Source organism: Halomonas fontilapidosi (genome assembly GCF_014192285.1).
GTDB classification, from domain to species: Bacteria; Pseudomonadota; Gammaproteobacteria; order Pseudomonadales; family Halomonadaceae; genus Halomonas; species Halomonas fontilapidosi.
Window position 1 is genome coordinate 335168 of record NZ_JACHXQ010000001.1, and the last position, 17198, is coordinate 352365.

The 17198-nt window shown below is 65.2% G+C and carries 16 protein-coding genes and 1 pseudogene; 4 read left to right on the forward strand and 13 right to left on the reverse strand.

Going from position 1 to position 17198, the window contains the following annotated elements:
* Positions 1-60: 60 nt before the first annotated feature.
* From ureC to FHR95_RS01650, 12 genes and pseudogenes are all read right to left on the reverse strand, one after another.
* A complete protein-coding gene (ureC, locus tag FHR95_RS01595) occupies positions 61-1764 on the reverse strand; it encodes an urease subunit alpha (RefSeq protein WP_183313103.1) in 1704 nt (567 codons plus the stop codon).
* Positions 1765-1850: 86 nt separating this feature from the next.
* Positions 1851-2153: pseudogene (locus FHR95_RS01600) on the reverse strand (urease subunit beta); the annotation flags it as partial.
* Between the two features lie 10 nt (positions 2154-2163).
* Positions 2164-2466: an urease subunit gamma gene (locus tag FHR95_RS01605; protein WP_040186392.1), complete on the reverse strand. Its 303-nt coding sequence runs from the start codon at positions 2464-2466 to the stop codon at positions 2164-2166.
* 181 nt (positions 2467-2647) lie between these two features.
* Positions 2648-3556, reverse strand: coding sequence for an urease accessory protein UreD (locus FHR95_RS01610; protein ID WP_183313105.1), 909 nt, complete (start codon positions 3554-3556; stop codon positions 2648-2650).
* Positions 3557-3859: 303 nt separating this feature from the next.
* Positions 3860-4558: an urea ABC transporter ATP-binding subunit UrtE gene (urtE, locus tag FHR95_RS01615; protein ID WP_040186391.1), complete on the reverse strand. Its 699-nt coding sequence runs from the start codon at positions 4556-4558 to the stop codon at positions 3860-3862.
* Complete coding sequence (gene urtD / locus FHR95_RS01620) at positions 4558-5403, reverse strand: urea ABC transporter ATP-binding protein UrtD (protein WP_183313106.1); 846 nt, start codon at positions 5401-5403, stop codon at positions 4558-4560. The genes urtE and urtD overlap by 1 nt, the downstream gene beginning before the upstream one ends.
* Positions 5400-6554, reverse strand: coding sequence for an urea ABC transporter permease subunit UrtC (gene urtC / locus FHR95_RS01625; protein ID WP_183313107.1), 1155 nt, complete (start codon positions 6552-6554; stop codon positions 5400-5402). The genes urtD and urtC overlap by 4 nt, the downstream gene beginning before the upstream one ends.
* A gap of 3 nt (positions 6555-6557) precedes the next feature.
* Positions 6558-8156 (reverse strand): urea ABC transporter permease subunit UrtB, encoded by a 1599-nt coding sequence (gene urtB, locus FHR95_RS01630; RefSeq protein WP_040186387.1) that lies wholly within the window; start codon positions 8154-8156, stop codon positions 6558-6560.
* A gap of 76 nt (positions 8157-8232) precedes the next feature.
* Positions 8233-9555 carry an urea ABC transporter substrate-binding protein gene (gene urtA / locus FHR95_RS01635; RefSeq protein WP_183313108.1) on the reverse strand — a complete coding sequence of 441 codons (1323 nt, stop codon included), beginning with the start codon at positions 9553-9555 and terminating at the stop codon, positions 8233-8235.
* 335 nt (positions 9556-9890) lie between these two features.
* Positions 9891-11417, reverse strand: a complete 1527-nt coding sequence (locus FHR95_RS01640) for a tripartite tricarboxylate transporter permease (protein ID WP_183313109.1) — start codon at positions 11415-11417, stop codon at positions 9891-9893.
* Positions 11417-11869, reverse strand: coding sequence for a tripartite tricarboxylate transporter TctB family protein (locus FHR95_RS01645; protein WP_183313110.1), 453 nt, complete (start codon positions 11867-11869; stop codon positions 11417-11419). Before FHR95_RS01645 ends, FHR95_RS01640 begins: the two co-directional genes overlap by 1 nt.
* Positions 11869-12855, reverse strand: a complete 987-nt coding sequence (locus FHR95_RS01650; protein WP_040186383.1) for a Bug family tripartite tricarboxylate transporter substrate binding protein — start codon at positions 12853-12855, stop codon at positions 11869-11871. The genes FHR95_RS01645 and FHR95_RS01650 overlap by 1 nt, the downstream gene beginning before the upstream one ends.
* 210 nt (positions 12856-13065) lie before the next feature.
* On the opposite strand from FHR95_RS01650, the gene FHR95_RS01655 reads away from it, so the two are divergent.
* From FHR95_RS01655 to FHR95_RS01670, 4 genes are read left to right on the forward strand one after another with little or no spacing between them, the layout of a single operon-like run.
* On the forward strand, positions 13066-13668 hold the full coding sequence (locus FHR95_RS01655) for a helix-turn-helix domain-containing protein (protein WP_183313111.1): 603 nt from the start codon (positions 13066-13068) through the stop codon (positions 13666-13668).
* Positions 13665-14327, forward strand: a complete 663-nt coding sequence (locus FHR95_RS01660; RefSeq protein WP_183313112.1) for a response regulator transcription factor — start codon at positions 13665-13667, stop codon at positions 14325-14327. The genes FHR95_RS01655 and FHR95_RS01660 overlap by 4 nt, the downstream gene beginning before the upstream one ends.
* The gene (locus tag FHR95_RS01665; RefSeq protein ID WP_183313113.1) at positions 14324-15697 is read left to right on the forward strand and encodes a sensor histidine kinase N-terminal domain-containing protein; all 1374 of its coding nucleotides are present in this window, start codon (positions 14324-14326) and stop codon (positions 15695-15697) included. Before FHR95_RS01660 ends, FHR95_RS01665 begins: the two co-directional genes overlap by 4 nt.
* Positions 15694-16770, forward strand: coding sequence for an ABC transporter substrate-binding protein (locus tag FHR95_RS01670; protein ID WP_183313114.1), 1077 nt, complete (start codon positions 15694-15696; stop codon positions 16768-16770). The genes FHR95_RS01665 and FHR95_RS01670 overlap by 4 nt, the downstream gene beginning before the upstream one ends.
* A 29-nt stretch (positions 16771-16799) precedes the next feature.
* Here the strand turns inward: FHR95_RS01670 and FHR95_RS01675 are convergent, their stop codons facing one another.
* Positions 16800-17186, reverse strand: coding sequence for a septal ring lytic transglycosylase RlpA family protein (locus FHR95_RS01675; RefSeq protein ID WP_040186378.1), 387 nt, complete (start codon positions 17184-17186; stop codon positions 16800-16802).
* Positions 17187-17198 lie beyond the last annotated feature (12 nt).

The window sequence follows — 17198 nt, forward strand, 5'->3', positions numbered from 1 at the left end:
GCCGTCTGATTTTTTCTTCCAGCTTCCCGCTTTCGGCTTACAGCTTGCGCCGGAGGCGCGCTAGAACAGGTGGTAGCGCTGCGCCAACGGCAGCTCGGTGGCCGGCTCGCAGGTCAGCAGCTCACCGTCGGCATGTACTTCATAGGTCTGGGGGTCCACGGAGAGCTCGGGACAGGCCGCGTTGAGCTTCATGTCGCCCTTCCTGACCTGCCTGACATCGCGGCAGGCGCTGAGCGAGCTGCGCAGCCCAAGCCGTTCCCCGATCCCCGCGTCGAGCGCCGCCCGGCTGACGAAGGTCAGTCGTGTCTGACTCGCTGCACGGCCGAAGGCGCCGAACATGGGGCGGTAGTGGACCGGCTGGGGTGTCGGGATCGAAGCGTTGGGGTCGCCCATGGGCGCAGCGGCGATCATGCCTCCCTTGAGGATCAGCGCCGGCTTGGTGCCAAAGAAGGCCGGCTTCCAGAGCACCAGGTCGGCCAGCTTGCCCACCTCGATGGACCCGACCTCATGGCTGATGCCGTGGGTGATGGCGGGGTTGATGGTGTACTTGGCGATATAGCGCCTGGCCCGGACATTGTCGGCCCCCAGGGCCTCGTCCTCGGATAGCAGACCACGCTGCACCTTCATCTTGTGGGCGGTCTGCCAGGTGCGGCACACCACCTCGCCGACGCGGCCCATGGCCTGGGAGTCCGAGGCGATCATCGAAATCACCCCTAAATCGTGGAGGATATCCTCGGCGGCGATGGTCTCGCGGCGGATGCGCGAATCGGCGAAGGCGACGTCCTCGGGAATCCTCGGATCCAGGTGATGACAGACCATTAACATGTCGAGGTGTTCATCGATGGTGTTAACGGTATAAGGCCGCGTCGGGTTGGTCGACGAGGGCAGCACGTAATCCTTGGCGCACGCCGTGATGATGTCCGGCGCATGCCCTCCTCCGGCGCCCTCGGTGTGGTAGGTATGGATGCAGCGCTCCTTGAAGGCCGCCAGGGTATCCTCGACGAAGCCCGACTCGTTGAGGGTATCGGTGTGGATCGCCACCTGGACGTCGTAGGCGTTGGCAACGGTAAGGCAGTTGTCGATGGAGGCCGGCGTGGTCCCCCAGTCCTCATGGAGCTTGAGGCCCATGGCCCCGGCCTCGAGCTGGGCCTCCAGCGCCTCGGGCAGGCTGGCATTACCCTTGCCGAGAAAGCCGATGTTCATCGGCAGGTCGTCGACGGCCTGAAGCATCTTGCCCAGGTGCCACGCGCCGGGCGTGCAGGTGGTGGCATTCGACCCCGTGGCCGGACCGGTCCCGCCGCCCAGCATGGTGGTAATGCCGCTCATTAGCGCCTCCTCCACCTGCTGGGGGCAGATGAAGTGGATATGCGCATCGATGCCTCCCGCGGTGAGAATCTTGCCCTCCCCGGCAATGATTTCGGTGCCGGGTCCGATCACGATCTCCACATCGGGCTGGGTATCGGGGTTGCCGGCCTTGCCGATGGCGGCGATGCGGCCCCCCTTGAGCCCTACGTCGGCCTTGACGATTCCCCACCAGTCGAGGATCAGGGCATTGGTGATCACGGTATCCATGACCGCCGCGTCGTGGCGCTGGCTCTGTCCCATGCCATCGCGAATCACCTTGCCACCGCCGAATTTCACCTCATCGCCATAGTGGGTGGCGTCGCGCTCCACCTCGATCCACAGCTCGGTGTCGCCGAGGCGCACCCGGTCGCCCACGGTGGGGCCATACATGTCGGCATAGGCCTGACGGCTGATCTTCATGAGGGCTCTCCCTGATCCAAGTCACCGGGTTGCGGGGGTCGCACGTCTTGCGTGGCCTCGGGCGCATTAGAAGGCGGCGCGGTAGACAGCGAGCCCATGACGGCACCACGAAAGCCGTAGATGTGGCGGCGGCCCACATAGGGAATCAGCGTGACCTCGCGACTCTGGCCAGGCTCGAAACGGATCGCGGTGCCGGCGGCCACATCGAGCCGATAGCCCAGCGCCCGCTCGCGCTCGAAGGTCAGGGCGGGATTGGCTTCGGCGAAATGGTAGTGGGAGCCGACTTGGATCGGCCTGTCGCCGGTATTGGCGACCGTGACGGTAATCCGCTCGCGACCCGCGCACAGTTCGATCTCACCGTCCTGTAATTGGTATTCGCCGGGAATCATGGCGCACTCCTCACACTATGGGCTCGTGGACGGTGACCAGCTTGGTGCCATCGGGAAAGGTCGCCTCGACCTGCACCTCGTCGACCATCTCGGCCACGCCCGCCATGACGTCATCACGGGTCAGGATCTCGCGGCCAAAGCTCATTAGGTCGGCGACGCTGCGCCCGTCTCGGGCGCCTTCCAGTATCTCGAAGCTGATCAGTGCCACCGCCTCGGGATAGTTGAGCTTGAGGCCCCGCGCGCGACGTCGCTCAGCCAGTTGGGCTGCCGAGAAGAGCAGCAGCTTGTCCTTGTCTCTGGGGGTCAGTTCCATGGCGTCCTCACGTCTTTGAATATTTGCGCCGCAGTCAGTACGCGGCTTGTAGGAGCCGTCGGTTCGACGCTTCGACCCACACGGCGATTTCCTGACTAAGCCATCGCTTGTAGGAGCCGTGCTTGCACGGCGATTGCAACTCCCCGCCATCGCTCTGCAAGCAGGGTTCCTGCACGGCCTCCTAAGTCAGCCATATCCGCGGCGTATGCGCCGGCAAGCCAATCAACCGTGGCCGCAGGATTTCCCAGGCACGGCGACACAGGTCCCAGGCCTCGTTGCGCTCCTGGCCCAGGTAGCGCAGCAGCAGCACCCCCTGGCGTGTGGTAACTGCCCAGCAGATCGAGACACCAAGCGTCTCGCGAAGGGCCTCGACGGCCTCGTGTTCGTCCGCTAGCCCCACCGCCCACAAGGTGGCCTGCACGGTGGCCCCACCCTGTCCCCAGCGCCCCAGGAAACGCGGATGGGCAGGATCCAAGGGCTGGCGCTCCAGCCATAGTGGCCGACCATCACGGGTCAGCCGGAAGCGCTGCTCGATGCGCCCGCTGGCAAAGGGCAAGGCACTTGCCGGGCGACCCAGCGCCATCACTTCCCAGCCCAGGCAGCGGGCATCGCCCTCGAGCGCGATCTCGGTGACCTGCTCGCCGCAGGAGCCGTCGAAGGCCAAGGTCTCCTGGGGCAGCCACTCCAGCACCCCCTCGGCGGCCACATGAAGGCGGGTGTGCTGGTGCCAGGCCACCCCGTGACTGTCGGCCTTGTAGAGCCTGTTGGCCGCGGGCGTGGTCAACAGCGCATGGGCCTTGGCACCGACCCTGGCACCGATCGACAAGGCATCGCCGCTGACCAGGCCGCCGGGGGGATGCAGCAGGTAGACATGGCAGGCACCGGGACGGCCTTCCGCGGGGCGCTCTTCAGGATGAAAAGGACGCTGAACGCGCAGCGGGCCCCGGTGTCGAGACCGCGTCATGCGCGTCACCCCCTCACGAATTTCGAAGCCGAGCTCGAGAGAGGCCGCCCAATGACGCCCGTCATCAAAGCGATGGCCGGAATCGTTCGGCAAGGGGGCATCAAGGGAGGTCTCGAAGGCGGTCATGGGCAGCTCATAGCCAGGGTTCTCTGCCCAACTAACAGCAAGGGATGTACCAGAATGGGGAAGCTTGAGGTTTTTCTATTAAAGTCAGCGACTTGAGAGAGAGGGCAAGCGCTTGAAGAAGAACCACCCTGTCTCATTGGGGTGCAACCGCCACCCCTCGACGCTCCCTCCAGGTGCAGTCGCTCGGGCGATCGCTCCAAAAATGCGCAGGTGCCCTTGCTCCTTGCTCCTTGCTCCTTGCTCCTTGCTCCTTGCGCCTCGGCGCCTCGGCGCCTCGGCGCTCGGCGCTCGGCGCTGCGCAGCCTAGACCGTCAGGTGCTCCTTGATCAACGCATCGGAGAGCTCATCGATACTGCCCCTTGCCATGGGGCGTCCCCGGTCCATGATCATGAAACGGTCGGCATACTGGCGGGCGAAGGGCAGCTTCTGCTCCACCAGCAGCACGCTGAGCCCGTCCTCCTGAATCAGCCGGCGAATGACGGCGCCGATCTGGGCCACGATATTGGGCTGGATCCCCTCTCCCGGCTCGTCGAGAATCAGCAACCGTGGTTCAAGCACCAGCGCCCGACCGATCGCCAGCTGCTGCTGCTGCCCACCGGAGAGGTCCCCGCCACGGCGATGTTTCATCTCGTCGAGGACAGGAAAGAGCTCATAGACGCGCGATGGGATTCGCTTGAGCCCATCCGCCCGTGCCGCCAGGCCGGTGCGCAGGTTCTCCTCCACGGTGAGCAGGGGAAAGATCTGGCGACCCTGGGGCACGTAGCCGATGCCCAGTCGCGAGCGCTCCTCCACTCGACGCCTGGTCAGCTCGATATCATCGGCATAGCGGATGCTGCCCGAGGCGAGCGATACCTCGCCCATGATCGACTTCATCAGGGTGGTCTTGCCGACGCCATTGCGACCCATCACACAGGTGCATTCGGCGGTCGGCACGCTCAGGTCGAGATCCCACAGCGTGTGGCTCTCGCCGTAGAACTGGTTGAGCCCGTCGATCGTCAGCATCAGGCGGCCTCCTCGTCGGGGTCGGCACCCAGGTAGACCTCGACGACCTTCGGGTCATTAGAGACCTGATCCATGCTGCCCTCGGCCAGCACGCTGCCCTGATGCAGCACCGTCACCGTGCGGGCGATGGAGCGCACGAAGCCCATATCGTGCTCCACGACCACCACGGACTGCTTGCCCTTGCCGGCCAGCCCCGTCAGCAGCTCCGCGGTGCGCTCCATCTCCTGCTCGGTCATCCCTGCCACCGGCTCATCCACCAGCAGCAGCCGCGGACGCTGCATCAGCAACATGCCGATCTCCAACCACTGCTTCTGTCCATGGGAGAGGATACCCGCCGGACGCTGGCGTAGCTCGGTCAGGCCGATGGTGACGAGCACCTCCTCGATGCGATCGCGAGTCTCGCCGGTCATGCGGGCGGTGAGCGTGGGCAGGATGCGCTTGTCGGCCGCCATGGCCAGCTCCAGGTTCTCGAACACCGTCAGCGCCTCGAAGACGGTGGGCTTCTGAAACTTGCGCCCGATACCGAGGCTGGCGATGTCGGGTTCGTTCATGGCCAGCAGGTTGTGACGACTGCCGAACCACACCGAGCCGCGATCGGGGCGCGTCTTGCCGGTGATGATGTCCATCATGGTGGTCTTGCCCGCCCCATTGGGGCCAATGATGCAACGCAGTTCGCCGTCGTCGATGGTCAGGTTCAGGTCATTGATGGCCTTGAAGCCGTCGAAGCTGACGGTGACATCCTCCAGATAGAGGATCGGACCATGGCGAACATCCACCGGCGAGCTGGCGGGGATCAGGAAGTCGAAGACGCGTTCGCGATCGGTCAGGGATTGCAGGAAACTCATGCGGAGACCTCCCGGGGAGACGTGGATGGATCATCGGGCTTGCGCGCAGAACGCTGGGGGTTCACGCGATAGGCGAGCAAGCCGGCGATGCCCTTGGGCAGCAGCACCGTGACCAGCACGAACAGGCCACCGAGAGCGAACAGCCAGGCGTCGGGCATTACCCCGGTGAAGACTGTCTTGGCGTAGTTGACGAGAATCGCCCCGATGACCGCCCCATAGAGCGTGGCCCGCCCACCCAGCGCCACCCAGAGCACGATCTCGATCGAGAAGATCGGCGAGAACTCGCTGGGGTTGATGATGCCGACCTGGGGCACATAGAGCGCACCGGCCACCCCGGCCAACATCGCCGAGACCACGAAGATGAAAAGCTGGAAGCGCTCGACGCGGTAGCCGAGGAAGCGCGTTCGTGCCTCGGCGTCGCGGGTGGCCACGCTGACGCGGCCCAGCTTGCTGGCGACGATGGCCCGGCACAGCACATAGCCCAGCGCCAGAGCGATCCCGGTGGCAAGGAACAGCCCGAGCCGGGTGGCGTCGCTTCTCAGGTCGAAGCCCAGCAGCTCCTTGAAGTCGGTCAGGCCGTTGTTGCCACCGAAGCCCATCTCGTTGCGGAAAAAGGCCAGCATCAGGGCAAAGGTCAACGCCTGGGTGATGATCGACAGGTACACCCCGGTGACCCGTGAACGGAACGCTAGAAAGCCGAACACCAGGGCCAGCAGGCCCGGCGCCAGCAGCACCATGAGGAAGGCGAACCAGGCCATGTCGAAGCCCAGCCAGTACCAGGGCAGGCTGTCCCAGTCGAGGAAGACCATGAAGTCCGGCAGTACCGGGTCGCCGTAGGTGCCCCGGTCGCCGATCTGGCGCATCAGGTACATCCCCATGGCATAGCCACCCAGGGCGAAGAAGGCCCCGTGGCCCAGGCTCAGGATGCCCAGATAGCCCCACACCAGGTCCACGGCCACCGCCAGCAGGGCATAGCTCAGGTACTTGCCGAGCAGCGTCACGGTATAGGTCGAGACATGCAGCGGATGCCCCGCCGGCAAGGCCAGGTTGAGCAGCGTCACCGTTGCCAGAGACGCCAGCAGAATACCCAGGAAGAGCTGCGTCGCACGTTCACGAAAGGGTCTTGCCAGCCACGATGTGGACGAATGCATGAATCAGCCCTCCGCCGCCCGGCCCTTCTGCGGAAAGAGTCCGCGGGGGCGCTTCTGGATGAACAGGATGATGAACACGAGCACCAGGATCTTGGCCAGGACGGCGCCCGCCCAGGGCTCGAGGACCTGGTTGATCACGCCCAGCGAGAGCCCGGCCACCAGCGTGCCCCAGAGGTTCCCCACCCCGCCGAAGACCACCACCATGAAGGAGTCGATGATGTAGTTCTGGCCGAGGTTGGGCCCCACGTTGGTGAGCTGGGAGAGCGCCACGCCGGCCAGCCCCGCCACCCCCGACCCCAGGGCGAAGGTCATGATGTCCACGCGGGTCGCCCGAATGCCCATGGAACGCGCCATGGCACGATTCTGGGTCACCGCCCGGACTTCCAGGCCCAGACGCGTGCGGCGCATCACCAGCATCAGGCCGGCAAACACCACCAGCGCGAAGCCCAGCACGTAGAGACGATTGAGGGTCAGCGAAAGTCCCTCGTTGATCATGATGGAGCCGCTCATCCACTCGGGGGTGACCACGGTACGGTTCAGCGGCGAGATTACGGTGCGCACCAGCTGCTGGAGGATCAGGCTGACGCCGAAGGTCGCCAGCAGGGTCTCCAGTGGACGTCCCTTGAGGAACTGGATGACGCCACGCTCGATAGCGATGCCGGCCAACGCCGCCACCAGGAAGCCGGCAGGAATCGACAGCACCATCGCCAGCCCCGGCTGACCGGGCAGCAGCTGCTGCATGGCCCAGGTGGTGTAGGCACCGAGCATGATCAGCTCACCATGGGCCATGTTGATCACGCCCATGACGCCGAAGGTGATGGCGAGTCCGATAGCCGCCAGCACCAGCACAGAGCCCAGCGAGAGGCCGAAGTAGAGCGTCTCGAGCCCTCGGTTGAGCTTCATCTGTTGCTCGATGTCGGCCAGGGCCACGCTGGCGGCCTCAGCCAGTGCCGGATCGTCGCTGCGCGCGGCGGAGTTGAGGGCGGCCCTGACCCGATTGTTGAGGCTTCCCTGCAGTGACGCCACGGCCTCGAGGCTGCCCTGCTCGAGACGATGGATGGCCAGCCCCTGCTCCAGCAGGCGGCGCACTTCGGCATCTTCCTCGACGCGGATAACGGCCTCGAGTGGCTCGACCAGGCTGGCATCGACGTCACCGAGCAGCGCACGGGCGGCCTCGCGGCGATCCCGGGTTTCGGGAACATGCAGATCGAGCACCGCCAGCGCGCTCTGCAACTGGCCGCGCAGCGCGTTGTTGATGCCGAGTCGGTCGAGATCGCGCCGCGACATCTCGCCGATGGCCTCGCCGGTCAGCGCATCGGCCACCGGCCAGTCACGGCCTCGATTCTCGAGCACCACGACAAAGCGGCCCGTCTCCTTGTGCCGCTGCAGCTTGCCGTCCAGCAGCGCCTCCAGCCAGCCTCGACTGCGTTCGTCGCCACTGGTGATGATGGCCTCGATGGCCTCGCCCATCTGGGTGAAGGACGCGGCATCCAGGGATTGGAGGAGCTGCTGGCCATCGTCATCCTGCGCACTGGCTGCCAGCGGTAGCCAGGCCAGCAGGAACAGGACCAACATCCGCCTGAGACAGGGGGAGATCGTCATGGGAATTCCTGAGAAGCTTCGTCGAGTGGCGTGTCACCACCACCGGGCCAAACGCCGGCCCGGTGGCAGACCGGTCTTATTCTTCAGCAGTGGTCTCTTCCTGAGTCTCGCCGCCGCCGCAGCTCCCCGTGACGACGTTGTAGTTGCCGCACGCCATGGGCTTGCGCCAGTCGCTGATCAGGTCACGGGAACCCGGCAGATAGTCGGACCAGGCATCGCCCGCCACCGTCGAGGGGGTTTCCCAGACGATGGAGAACTGCCCGTTGTCCTGGATCTCGCCGATCAGCACCGGCTTGGTGATGTGGTGGTTGGGCATCATCGCCGCGTAACCGCCGGTCAAGTTGGGCACGCTGACACCGATGATCGCGTCCTTGACCGCGTCGACCTCGGTGGTGCCGGCCTTGCGCACTGCCTCGATCCACATGTTGAAGCCGATGTAGTGGGCCTCCATGGGGTCGTTGGTCACCGCCATCTCGTCGCCGGTGTAGTCGATCCAGGCGTCGATGAAGTCGTAGTTGGCATCGGTGTCGACGCTCATGAAGTAGTTCCAGGCCGCCAGATGCCCGACCAGCGGCGCCGTGTCGATGCCGGTCAGCTCCTGCTCGCCCACCGAGAAGGCCACCACCGGAATATCGGCCGCATCGATGCCCTGGTTGCCGAGCTCTCGGTAGAAAGGCACGTTGGCGTCGCCGTTGATCGTCGAGACCACCGCCGTCTTCTTGCCCTCGCTACCGAAGGCCTTGACCTCCGAGACGATGTTCTGCCAATCGGAATGCCCGAAGGGCGTGTAATTGACCATGATGTCTTCATCGGCGACGCCGAAGGACTTGAGGTAGGCTTCGAGGATCTTGTTGGTGGTGCGCGGATAGACGTAGTCGGTACCGGCCAGCACCCAGCGCTCCACGCCAACGTTGTTCATCAGGTAGTCAACCGCGGGGATCGCCTGCTGGTTGGGCGCCGCCCCGGTATAGAAGACGTTCTCTGAGGACTCCTCGCCCTCATACTGCACCGGATAGAAGAGCAGCCCGTTGAGCTCCTCGACCACCGGCAGCACCGACTTGCGCGAGACCGAGGTCCAGTTGCCGAAGATGACGTCGACCTCCTCCTGGGCCAGCAACTCGCGCGCCTTCTCGGCAAACAGCGGCCAGTCCGAGGCCGGATCCACGACCACGGCCTCGAGTTCGCGACCGAGCAGACCGCCCTCGGCGTTCTGCTGCTCGATCAGCATCTCGACGGTATCCTTGAGCACCGTTTCACTGATGGCCATGGTGCCGGAAAGGGAGTGCAGGATGCCCACCTTGATGGGGTCTTCCTGAGCCAGAGCGGGGGTGGCCAAGGCCGCACCAAGCAGCGGTGCGGCAAGCCAGCGGGACGTGCGGTAAACGGATGACGGGATCATGGGATCTCCTTGCGATCGAGGTTGTTGTCGATGCGTCCAGCGAGGGAGCCATCGCAGGATGCCTCTCACTGCAACTGCAAGGGATGTGCCATATCGCTTCGCTACCGCTTTTTATCTTGTTATTCAGCCAATTGGATGATCGCTTCAGAAGAGCCGAAAGCATTGCAGGGCAAGATCCTGGTGCAACACATACATGCGCCTGCCCCAGCATCGTCCGCGGCGTTGGTGCAGCGCACTGTTGTAATGCAGGCCGGCCTGAGGGCAAAACGGGGGCGTCGGCTCGACCGACGCCCCCGCTGGGCCACTATCTTGAGAGACTCCGTCTTGAGAGAGGATCAGTCGCCTTCGGGACCGCCAGTGCCGGTGGCGACCCGCATCCGACGACGCAGGATCGGCCCGACAATATAGGGCAGGATCAGCCCCATGCCGGCAAACACCCAAAGGCCGATGGCCAGGCCGCTATCCCACAGGATGGTCCAGTCGCCGTCGGCGATGTCCATGGCGTGGCGCAGGTTCTTCTCCATTTCCGGGCCCAGCAGCAGGCCGAGGATGATCGGCACCAGCGGGATCTCCAGCTTGCGGAAGATGTACCCCGCCACGCCGAAGGCCACCATGAAGTAGAGATCGAAGGTGGTGTTACTGATCGAGTAGATCCCCACAAAGGCGATCATGGTCACCACCGGCAGCAGGTACATCGGGGGCACCGACAGCAGCTTGACGAAGATACCCACCAGCGGGATGTTCAGAATCAGCAGCAGGAAGTTACCGATCAGCAGCGCCGCAATCACGCCCCAGACGATGTCGGCGTTCTGGGTGAACATCAGCGGCCCAGGGGTGATGTTGAGCGAGATCAGCAGCGCCAGCAGCACCGCCGTGGTGCCGCTGCCCGGCACGCCCAGCGTCAGCATGGGCACGAGTGCCCCGCTGGAGGCACCGTTGTTGCCGGCCTCGGGACCGGCTACACCGCGCGGGTCACCTTGGCCGAAGTAGCCCTTCTTGCCGACCACCTTCTTCTCCAGGGTGTAGCCGATGAAGCTGCCCAGCGAGGCGCCTGCGCCGGGCAGCACGCCGGCGATAAAGCCCAGCACCCCGCCACGCAGGCTCGACGGCAGAATGTTGCGGATGTCGGCCCATTTCAGGGTCAGCTTGTTGACCGCCATCTTCTCCTTGCCGCCCCCGGCCTTGTCCTCAATGAAGAACAGCAGTTCAGAGATGGCGAACAAGCCGACAATGGCAATGATGAAGTCCACGCCCTCGTAGAGCTCCAGCGTGCCGAAGGTATAGCGCTGCACCCCGGTGTTATCGATGCCCACGGTAGCAATCATCAGGCCGATGGCCGCCGCGACGACGGTCTTCATGGGATTCTTGCCGGTAATCCCGCCCAGGGTGGCAAAGGCCAGCAGGAAGAGCGCGAAATACTCGGCCGGCCCGAAGGTCAGGGCGAAGTCGGCGAGCAATGGCGCCAGCAGGATCAGGCCGATGGTGGCGATCAGACTACCGATAAAGGAAGCCACGGCAGAGATGGCCAGCGCCTCGGAAGCCTTGCCCTGCTGGGCCATGGGATAGCCATCCAGGCAGGTCATCATCGCCGGCTCGTCACCGGGGATGTTGAGCAGTATCGAGGAAATTCGCCCGCCGTACATCGCCCCGGCATAGACCGAGGTCAGCATGATCATCGCCGTTTCCGGGGCGAGCCCCAGGGTGAAGGCCAGCGGAATCAGGATCGCCACGCCATTGGCCGGGCCGAGCCCCGGCAGGGCGCCGATCAGGGTACCCAGGAAGGCCCCAATCAACGCAAACATCAGGTTGTGCGGTGCCAGGGCGACACCGAACCCGTCCATCAAGAAGCCAAGCGTTTCCATCACCCCACCTCCATGAACGACAGCAGGCCCAGTGGCAACGCGAGGTCGAGGGCGAAGCTGAACAGCAGGTACACCGCCACGCCGGATATCGCCCCGGTGACATAGGCCTTGACCGGGCGAGCCCCCATGCGCCAGCACAGGGTACCCACGGCCAGGGTGGTGCTGATGATGAAACCAAGCGGTTGTAGCAGGGCGGCATAGAGGATCAGCACCACCACGGCGACGATCAGCTCGATGCCGGTGCGGCTCCATGGCCAGGCATTATCCGGGTCCGGCCGCACGATCATGTAGAGGCTGGAAAGGGCCAGTACGACGGCCAGCAGTCGGGGAAAGGTTTCGGGGCCGACAGCCTCGGCCCCACCGAAGGGTTCGTTGAACTGAGTGGTGCCCCAGCCGTACGCGACGGCCAGGACAATCATCAGTATTCCGAAGATGCGATCGTTGGAAACCATTACTGAATCAACCCGATATCCTTGGACAGCTGCTCGATATCGTCGATCTGACCCTTGACGAAGGTCTCGAACTCACCGGCGCTCATGTGGAAAGGCATCAGGCCATTGTTGGTCATGACGTCCTTCCACTCCTGGCTTGCGTAGATGGTATCCATGGCATCGACCCAGTACTGCTTGGCGTCGTCGGAGATATCGGCCGGCATGTAGAAGCCGCGCCAGTTAGGGCCAACCGCATCGATGCCCTGCTCCCTGGCGGTGGGAATATCACTGTAATCGCCAGGCAGGCGCTCTTCGGAGAGCACTGCCAACACCTTGAGGTCACCGGACTCCATGAAGCCCTGGGCCTCGGTAATATCGCCGGTGAAGGCATCAACATGGCCGCCGATCACCTGGGTCAGCGCCTCGCCGCCGTTGTTATAAGACAGATAAGGAATCCGTGGCAGGTTCTCGACATCGGCCGCCTGGGCGGCGATCAGCACCTTGAGGTGGTCCCAACCGCCCTTGGCGCTGCCGCCGGCAAACTTGACGCTTCGCGGGTCTTCCTTGAGGGCGCTCATCAGCTCGGGCAGGTCATCGTATTCAGAGTCGACGGATACGCCGATTACGCCATAATCCGCACCGAGGGCTCCGATCCAGTTAACCATGTCGGCGTTCATGTTGGGGAACTGCCCCTGCGCCAGGCGGGTGGTGGTCGCGGTGGAAGCCGCCACCAGCAGCTGTTCGTCGCCGGCACGCTTGCTGACGGTGTGAGCATAGGCCACGCCACCGCCGGCACCGGCCATGTTGATGGTCTGCACGCTGCGCGGGACGATATCCAGATCCTCCATTACCTTGCCCACGCTGCGGCAGGTGAAGTCCCAGCCGCCGCCGGGGTCCGCAGGTGCCAGGCACTCCACCTTGCCTTCTGGCTCGAAGGCCATGGCGCTAGTGGCACTGGCAGTGAAGGCGGCAATCGCGATGAGTTTTAGCGGCGTTCTCGTGGACATTGTTGTTGTCCTCCTGGTCAGACGATGACGGAAAGTGCACTTGCGGAACCTGTCGGCCTTCCTTACAATTCTGTAAGGCAGAACATCGTTCCTCAGGATGGAAAGTTAGGCTTGGGGTCGAGGGGCGTCAACGCTTGTCGCCTCGATTGCGACCAAAGTTCAACGCTCCGCCGGGTTCAACACCACGACGTTAAGAGGCGCATTCGATCAATGGCACAAGACCGCGTCGAGGCCGTGGAGCGGGCACTGACGGTGCTCGAGGCCTTCGACTCCCCCCAGGAGCACTTCACCCTGGCCGAGTTGGCTCAGGCCACCGGGTATTACAAGAGCACCCTCTTGCGGCTGCTGGGGTCACTGACCCGCTACGACTATGTGCAGCGCGACGAACAGGGGCGTTGGCACCTCGGCCATGCCCCGGTACGCCTGGCGCGACGCCACCTTCCCGGCCGACACCTGACGACCCGGATCCAGCCCCTGCTCATCCGCCTCTCGGAGGATAGCGGCGAGACCGCCGCCCTGCTCGAGGGGGAAGACGGCATGGTGGAGTGTCGCCTGGTCACGCTTCCTGACGCCGCCCTGCGCCACGATCTTCGCCCGGGAGACCGCTGGGCGGCGGCAAAGGATGATCCTCGCCCGGTGCTGCCCGGCGGCATGATGGTGTGTCAGGCACTGCCGGGCGACGCCATCGAGCCCCCCATGTGGCTCGCCCTGTCGGGTCCCGCCGGACGACTGGACCCGCAACAGGCGCACCGCCTGCTGGCCGACGCCCTGTCATCGCTGACGGCCGGCGAGGCCCGGGAGGCAGCGCCATGACCCTGCTGCTGGTGGAAGATGATGCCCTGCTGGCCGAGACCCTGGCGGACTCCCTCGTTCTCGAGGGCCACGACGTCTGCCACCTCGCCGATGGAGAGGCAGCACGGGCACGTCTCGCGGTGGCGGGGCATGGTGCCGAACTGGTGCTGCTCGATCTGAACCTGCCGGGATGCAATGGCCTGGCGGTCCTCGAGGCACTGCGGCGTCACGACCGGGACACCCCGGTGCTGATCCTGACCGCCCGAGGCGCCGTGGAGGACCGCGTGCGGGGCCTCGACCTGGGCGCCGATGACTATCTTGCCAAGCCCTTCGCCCTGGATGAGCTGGAGGCCCGGGTGCGCGCCCTGCTGCGGCGCCGCAGCCCGGATCCACAGATCAGGATCGGCGCCCTGGTGCTCGACACCCAGCATCAGCGTTTCACCCTGGAAAATGCCTCGCTCGCCCTGCCGCCCCGCGAACAGCGCCTGCTGGCCTGTCTGATGCGCCATGCCGGCGAGCCGGTGGACAAGGCGAGGCTCACCGAGGAAGCCTTCCAGGGTGATGCCATGGGGGACAACGCCATCGAGGTCTATGTCCACCGCCTGCGCAAGCGCCTCGGCCACAGTGGCGTGGCCTTGCGAACCGTGCGCGGCTTGGGTTACCTGCTGGAGGAAGAGTGAAACGGGGTGACAGCCTCTATCGGCGCCTGTTGGGATGGCTGCTGCTTCCCTTGCTGGTGCTGGGCAGCTTGATCCTGATCCAGGCATGGGTGGACGCACAGCGCACAGCCGACCGCGCCTTCGACCGGCTGCTCGAGGCCGCTTCGCTGGCCATCGCCGAGCAGGTGCAGTGGCAGGATGACCGCCTATGGCTCGACCTGCCGCCGGCGGCCCTGGAGATGCTGGCTACCGATGCCCAGGAGCGCGTCTTCTACAGCCTGGTGGATCGCCAGGGCCGGCTGATCACCGGCAATGCCCTGCTTCCCGGGGATCCACGGCAAGGGGCAGAGGACGAGGACACGCTGCTCTACCGCCATATCGACTGGCAGGGCCTCTCGCTGCGCCAGGGGGTTCGCCGCACCCGCGTTGAAGACTGGCGCGTGCGCGAACCCTTCGAGGTCCGCGTCGCCCACAGTCGCGAAGGGCGTGATGCTCTGGCCGCCAGGCTGTGGCGGGCCAACCTGGCGATGATTCTGGCCATGGCGGCGCTGGCGACGGTGGGCTTGCTGCTGGCGATCCGTGCCGCCCTGACGCCGCTGACCCGGCTGCGCCGCGCGATCCGCGCCCGCGACCCGCGCACCCTGGCCCCCCTGGAACTCTCACTGCCGCGGGAACTCGCCGAGCTGCGCGATACCGTCAACGAATTGCTCGCCAGGATGCGCCGGGTGCGCGCCAATCAGGAGCGTTTCATCGGCGATGCCTCACACCAGTTGCGCACCCCGCTGGCTGGCCTCTCGGCGCGGGCCGAGCTGGCCCTGCGCCAGGACGATCCGATGCGCTGGAAAGAGGCCCTGATCGCCATGCAGGCCACCAGCGCACGCACCGCCAGGCTAGCCGTACAGCTGCTGTCGCTGACCCGGCTGGCCAACCCCGAGTATCGCCCGGACCGCGTGCCCGTTGAGCTCAACGCCCTCGCCTGCCAGGCGGTCCGTGACCACTGGGCATCGTGCCATCGACAGGGGGTCGACCTGGGGGTGGAAACCGCCGGGGATGAGGTCTGGATTCACGGCATCGACTGGCTGCTCGCCGAGGCCATCGGCAACCTGATCGACAATGCGAGCCGCTACGGCGGACGCTGCGTCACGGTAAAGGTCGAGCACTGTCCTCCCCGTCTGATCGTGGAGGACGACGGCCCGGGGATACCTGAACCAAGGCGAATGCTGATGCTGCGCCCTTTCCACCGCGACCGCGACGACCTGGCGGGATCGGGGCTGGGGCTGGCAATCGTCGATGGTATCGCGCGAACCCATGGCGCACGCCTGCAGCTGTCGACAGGCCATGACGGCCGTGGACTGCGGGTGGTACTGCAGTTTCCGGGAGACACCTCATGAATCGCCCGAGTCGAGTTGCCAGTCGCTGGCTGCTGCTTATCAGCCTGGTCGTTACGCACGCCGTTGCCGACGAGACCCTGCACTACCCCGCCGCGCCCGACAGCGGGCCCGCCACATCGCTGGTGGTCCACGGCGCACTGGACCTGCCCCAGATGCAGCCCCTGCTGGAGGGCTTTCATCGCCAGAATCCCGATGTGGCGGTGCGCTACCGCAACCTGACCACCCTGGCGCTACACGAGCGCTTCCTGGCGGCGCCGGACGAGGCCGATGTATTGCTCTCCTCGGCCATGGCGTGGCAGTACCGGCTGGCCAATGAGGGCCATGCCCGCGCCCTGGCGAGTCCCGCCGCACAGCACTGGCCGGCCTGGGCGCGCTGGCGTCACGAACTCTTCGCCATCACCTTCGAACCCATCGTCATGGTCGTGAACCAGGCGGTCATCGAGCGCTTCGGGGAGGTGCGTGGCCATGCCGACTTGCTCGCGCTGCTGGAGCGCCATGCCGGGGCCCTGCAGGGCCGGGTGGTCACCTATGATCCGGCCACCAGTGGCGCGGGCTATACCTATGCCATCGAAGAGTCGCGGCTCTCGCCTCGCTACTGGGATCTGGTGGCAGCACTCGGCAAGGCCGAGACGGCGCTGGCGGATACCACCGCAGAGATGCTGGACGGACTGATCGAGGGGCGCTATCTGGTGGGCTACAACCTGCTGGGCAGCTATGCTCAGGAGCGCTTGGCCAACCAGCCGCAGCTGAGGATCGTGGTCCCCGAGGACTATGCGCTGGTCACCCAGCGTCTGGCGTTGATACCGCGACAGGCACCTCACCCACAGGCGGCCGAACGCTTTCTCGACTACCTCATCAGCGAGACAGGACAGACGGTCCTGGCCCGCGAGACCCCTTTGGGTGCCATCCATCCCGCACTCGACGGGCCAGGCACCGCCACGGCATTACGCCAGGCAAGAGGCGAGGCACTGAGGCCGATCGCCGTGGGTCCCGGCCTGCTGGCCACCCTCGACGACCTCAAGCGCGAGGCACTGCTGACCCGTTGGCAGCGCGAGTTCGCTCGCGGGGAGTGATGGCGAGCGCATCGCCCGCCACGACCGAATCACTGCACGTAGGAGATTTCTACCGGGACGGTCCCGCGCTGCAGCATGCCGAGTTCCTTGGCGGCGCGCTTGGAGAGATCGATGATGCGCCCCTTGGCATAGGGGCCGCGATCATTGATCAGCACTTCGACCTCACGGCCGTTGTCCTCGCGTGTCACCAGGACCTTGGTCCCGAACGGCAGAGTGGGGTGGGCGGCCGTCAGGGCTCGCTGATCGAAGGGCTCACCGCTGGCCGTAGTCCGACCCTGGAAGCGGTCGCTGTAGTAGGACGCGACACCCTGCTGGGTCTCTGACGTCGTGTCGTGAGCCTGTCCCTGTCCGGCAAAGCCGGTCAGCAGCAGGGCGGCCAGGCCGCCGCTCAGCATCAGGCGGGAGGATTTCCGCATATGTCACCTCAT